Below are 4,546 nucleotides of genomic sequence, written 5' to 3' on the forward strand. Positions count from 1 at the left end.
TTCGCCCTGGATCGAATAGGCGTGATCGCCGATGGCCACGCTGCCGCGCGCGAGTCGGCCAAGCTGGCCCATTGCGAATTTGATCGCGCCAATCCAGTCCATGCGCGGCTCTCCCGCCGCCACGCGAACCCGGTCGTCCACGGGCAGACCCGCGAAGACAATACGCGCGGTTGCGACCACCTCTTCGTGGTCGGCGGCCGAGGGCACGTAGCCAGAGAGCACAACGCCGCTGTCGCTCTTCTCAGCGGCCCAGCCGTACGGAGACGCCACCGCGGGCGCGATTGCAGCGGAAACGATCTTCATCCCCTGCGGCAAACCGGCGGAAAGGTTCTCCAGCAGCGCGTCGTAGTCGTCGACACTCTTCGCTGTACCCGCGACGTCCAGGTTCAATCCATCGAGTGTCACGCCACCGTCGTGCATGCGATCCAGTTGCGCGATTGCAAAGCTCGCAGCTTCCGCGAATCCCGGCGGCTCGCCGGAAGCAATGACGACCGAATCCACCACCGGCACGTTGGGAAGGGTAGCCTTGGTCGTGGACACAAGCGTCTTGTGCACGATGTCGTTTGGAACGAATCCCACGAGCGAAATCGATTTACCGTCGAAGTTCGCCGAAAACACGAACGGATCCGCACGGGCCGGAAGCACATCGATCGGCCCGAGAATGACCGCCGCCGGCAGTTGCTGCGTGAAAGCATCGCGAGCATCGACGTAGGCCTGAGCGTTGGCGGCTGTTCCGTTGACCGCCAAAGTCGAGTCGGTGAGCGTGACCACGCCCTCGCCCAGCGACGCCAGTCGCGCCAGGGAAAATGCCGTCGCCGAGTTGAAGGTCGCCGGCGCGCCGCGCGCCAGCTCCATGCCGTCGCGAATCTCTGCCTCCGGAAGGGCCCGGCGTGCCGCGGCCAGAACAGCCGCACGCGATCCCTCGGAAGGCACCGAGCCCGTAAGCGTCACAGACCGCCCATCGCGCTTGGCGGACCATACGTAAGGTGAGACGATCGGGAGAAGATCGCTGGCGTTCGTTACACCACGCACACCCCGAACCTTGCCGGCTGCAACGACGGCCTGATCCTGAGCGTCAACCGACGGCGCCATTCCTCGGATGGTTACGTCGCGGGCGGATACATCGACCGTAGCCCAGCCGAGGCCATCGGCCGCTAGTTCTGCCGCGACTCGGCCGCCAATGTCGTGCTCAACCGCACCATGCCGTGTAAGCAAGGCCGCCGCCGCCACGACAAAAGTGACGATCAGCCCGGGACGTATCCAGCGCTGCCAATTCATGCCGCCTGTCTACCCGAAACCAGCTCCATTCGGGAGTTCAACATGGCGATCACGGTCGGAATGCGGCGTCTACCGGGAGTTGCTGCCGGAACCAATGGTCAGCCCAGGAAACGAAAGAGCCCGGCGGTTTCCCGCCGGGCCCAATCTGTTCTGCGAAGGTAATCGCTAAGCGACTACCAGGAGCGCTTCAGGACAACCTGGCCCTTCCACACGCCGGTCGCCGTGCCGGCAACCGTGTAGTCGCCGCGCAGCTTGGCGCTGAAGCCCGAGTACGGGGTCCAGACCAAATCCGCCGCCGCGATCCACGACGTCGTGCCGCCGCCCGAGGGCTGCAGGTACGAGTAGTCGACGTCGAAGGTCAGCTTGGAGCTGAACATGTGCTGGAACGACGCGATCGCGCTCCAACCATTGTTCGACAGATCGTTGCCACCGCCGACGAACTTGCCGCCGCCGTATGCACCGATCAAGCGCAGCTTGTCGTTGGCACCGATCCCGATGTCCAACTTGCCAGCGACGCCCCAGGTCGTGCCACCGTTGAGCTGCACGAAGCCGCCCGACAGGAAGCCAGCAACGCTGCCCGACGAGGCAGTGATGTTGCCGGTGATGAGCGGCATGCTGAAGCTGGCCGGGAGCGAAGAGTGCCACGTCTCGCGCGGGTCTTCGATACCGAGCGCGAGGCCGAAGCCTGCGGCGGTCCAAGCGAGCTGCAGCTTGTTCGCGTCAGCCAGATCCGAGTTGTAGACGTCGTAGTCCACGAAGCCCGAGCCCGGGTTGAACGGCGAGCCAAAGTGGCCGGCCTGCAGAGCGCCGATCTTCAACCAGGCACCGTCGAGGCTGATGGAGTTACCACCCTTGCCATCGTACGAGCCGGCCAGAGCGACGTGGCCCTCGAGCGTGCCGATGTCGATCACCGACTTGGCATCAAACGAGAGACCGATCTTGGTGACGAAATCCCACGACGACGAGTGAGTCGACGGGTCCGTCATGCTGTTCGAGTGGAGGTTCACGTCGAATTCGACGTTGCCACCAATCTTGAGGCACGTGTCAGTTCCCGGAATGTACCAGTAGCCGCCAGCGAAAGCGTCGCAAACCTTTACGCTCTCGACCGGTTCGGCAACCGAAAGGTCCGCAGCCTGAGCACCGCCAACGACCGCAAAAGCGGCGGCGGAGCCAAGGAATAAGGTCTTAAGTGTCATGTCCTGACCTCCAACCATGTTTAAGGGGCAGGTTCGTTCTTGCCGAAGCTCCCGTCGGCCTTCCGGCGTCCGGTCAATTCCGAGCTTGTGCTAAGTCTGTCCCAGTTCCCCGCGAGATAGTTCCGCCGATCGATTCTCGACCCACCCCTGGGTCATCGCCCGAAAGAACACGATCCGCAGGGCACCCCGCGTTTCGCCGGATCAAACTGATCCAAGCCCGAGCCACGTGCAATCCAGAAAGCAGGGACAAGGGTGCTCTGACCCCTGTTTTCAAACCCATGTTGCAGAATTGGCACGAAACCCCCTCGGGAATTTAACGCACGCTTCAGAAACGCCGCCCCGCGGACGATCTTATCCGGCGAGAGCCGCACGACTCGGGTGTTGATATTTTTGCCACAGGCGAACCCAGCAGGGCCGAGCGATTCCCCTTGATGCGGCAGGTTTTGGTGCGTATTTCCGAGCCCACGGAGACGTGGCCGAGAGGCTGAAGGCGGCGGTTTGCTAAACCGTTATACGGTTGAAAAGCTGTATCGAGGGTTCGAATCCCTCCGTCTCCGCCACTCCCAGTGACCATCGACACCAGACGATCCCCGCCTATGCGAGGCGATAGTGGCGAATCGCATTGTCCCTGAACAGCTTGCGCTGTTCCGAGTCACTGGCCCCGGCGATAACCCGATCAACTATCGACACCCATCCGGGATAATTGCCGGCCAACTCAAGCACCGGCCAATCCCCACCAAACATCACGCGGTCAAACCCGAACGACTCGATGGCGCGGGCGATGTACGGCGCCACTTCATCGTAGGTCCACGATTTGAAATCGGCCTCAGTGACAACCCCCGAGATCTTGCACAACACGTTGGGGAGCTGGGCCAGTTCGCCGATCTCCGCCCTCCACGGTTCGACAAGACCATCCTTGATGCCCGGCTTGCCGATGTGGTTGAGCACAAACCGGACGTGGGGAAACTGCGCCGCCAGCCGAATAATGTCCGCCATTTGCGGATGCTTGACGCAGATTTCGCAGCCGAGCCCGTACTCGCCAACGATTCTTACGCCGTCCAGATAGCCCGGCTGCAGACACCAGCCGGGCTCGTCCAGATGCCCCTGAATCAGCCTCCGAACCCCGCGCGCGAGAGGACGACGGGCGAAGGCAGCGACATCTGAGGCAATGTCCTTCCCCCGCTCCAGCGCAATGTTCGCCACGATCCCCTGGATTCGCGGCTCCGCTTTGGCCGCCCCCTCCACCCAATCCAGTTCAGCCAGGGATTTGTCGTCTGGCGCAGCCACCTCGATGAACACGATCTTGTCCACGAGAACCGGCGCGGTCGCCGTATTGAACACGGCAACGTCGTGCACCGCATCGAGCGTCGGCTCGCCCTGCATCCACGGATAGCTGATCGCCCTCGGGTCGTAGAGATGGACGTGCGAGTCGACGATCGGAAAGTCGGGCATGCGTTTCCTCCGGCACCAAGCGGCCACAGTGGGGATAGCGGGGGGATCGTGGGTCTCCCGGTTGCGCCTCCCGGCGCCACCGCCAACGATGCTGACCGCGTTCTTACGTTTTCCACCATTGTCGATTTTGCCCTTTTCCAGACACCCGTCGAACCATTTCTGACCAACAAGAGACTGGAAAATCCCTGCCGGGGCGGGGTGGCGTGCGGAGCCTCGAAAGATCAGATGAAAACAGGCGTAGCGTTGTGTTGCTTTGCGTTTGGGGTATGGGGGGCTTCACAACCAGCGTCGGCGGCCTCGCCGGCGTATTGCGCACTTTACGCGCGGGAATATGCAGCGGCGCGCGTTGGCACGCCCAGCATCGAGAATAGCGCCCTCGCCCGCATGCGGGTCGAAGACCAAGCCTACTACCGCTGCCTCAATCTGGACGACGAGCCGGAGTTCCCGACAACGTCGTCGTACTTCGGCACGGAGGATCTGGATCAGGCGATCGGCGGGCCGTTCGAGGTCATCGCCGAAGGCGATGCCGATCCGGGCGATGAGCCTGATACGTCGCCGCCGGTGGACACCAAGCCCATAACCGCCGTCAAACCCGCGACCCCCAAGCCATCGCAGCAGAC

Annotated in this window: 4 protein-coding genes and 1 tRNA gene; 2 read left to right on the plus strand and 3 right to left on the minus strand. The window is 62.7% G+C overall.

From position 1 onward, the window contains the following. Both VHD36_12150 and VHD36_12155 read right to left on the minus strand, forming a co-directional pair. On the minus strand, positions 1-1,230 hold a 1,230-nt coding region (locus VHD36_12150; GenBank protein HVU88062.1), incomplete at its 3' end, for a BON domain-containing protein. A 221-nt stretch (positions 1,231-1,451) separates the two neighbouring features. Beyond that, complete coding sequence (locus VHD36_12155; GenBank protein HVU88063.1) at positions 1,452-2,474, minus strand: porin; 1,023 nt, start codon at positions 2,472-2,474, stop codon at positions 1,452-1,454. Between the two features lie 466 nt (positions 2,475-2,940). Here VHD36_12155 and VHD36_12160 point away from each other — a divergent pair. Further along, positions 2,941-3,034 (plus strand) — tRNA-Ser (locus tag VHD36_12160). Positions 3,035-3,068: 34 nt separating this feature from the next. Here VHD36_12160 and VHD36_12165 read toward each other — a convergent pair. Further along, on the minus strand, positions 3,069-3,926 hold the full coding sequence (locus VHD36_12165; GenBank protein HVU88064.1) for an amidohydrolase family protein: 858 nt from the start codon (positions 3,924-3,926) through the stop codon (positions 3,069-3,071). A 48-nt stretch (positions 3,927-3,974) separates the two neighbouring features. Between VHD36_12165 and VHD36_12170 the strand changes: the two genes are divergently transcribed. Next, positions 3,975-4,546 (plus strand): hypothetical protein (locus VHD36_12170; GenBank protein ID HVU88065.1); only part of this gene is annotated, 572 nt, incomplete at its 3' end.

The sequence above is a fragment of the Pirellulales bacterium genome (assembly GCA_035546535.1).
Taxonomy (GTDB): Bacteria; Planctomycetota; Planctomycetia; order Pirellulales; family JACPPG01; genus JACPPG01.

What these genes read in the sequence shown, in the direction of transcription:
- VHD36_12165 (HVU88064.1), bottom strand. Translation starts at nt 3,926, where the DNA reads ATGCCCGACTTTCCGATCGTCGACTCGCACGTCCATCTCTACGACCCG.
- VHD36_12155 (HVU88063.1), bottom strand. Translation starts at nt 2,474, where the DNA reads ATGACACTTAAGACCTTATTCCTTGGCTCCGCCGCCGCTTTTGCGGTC.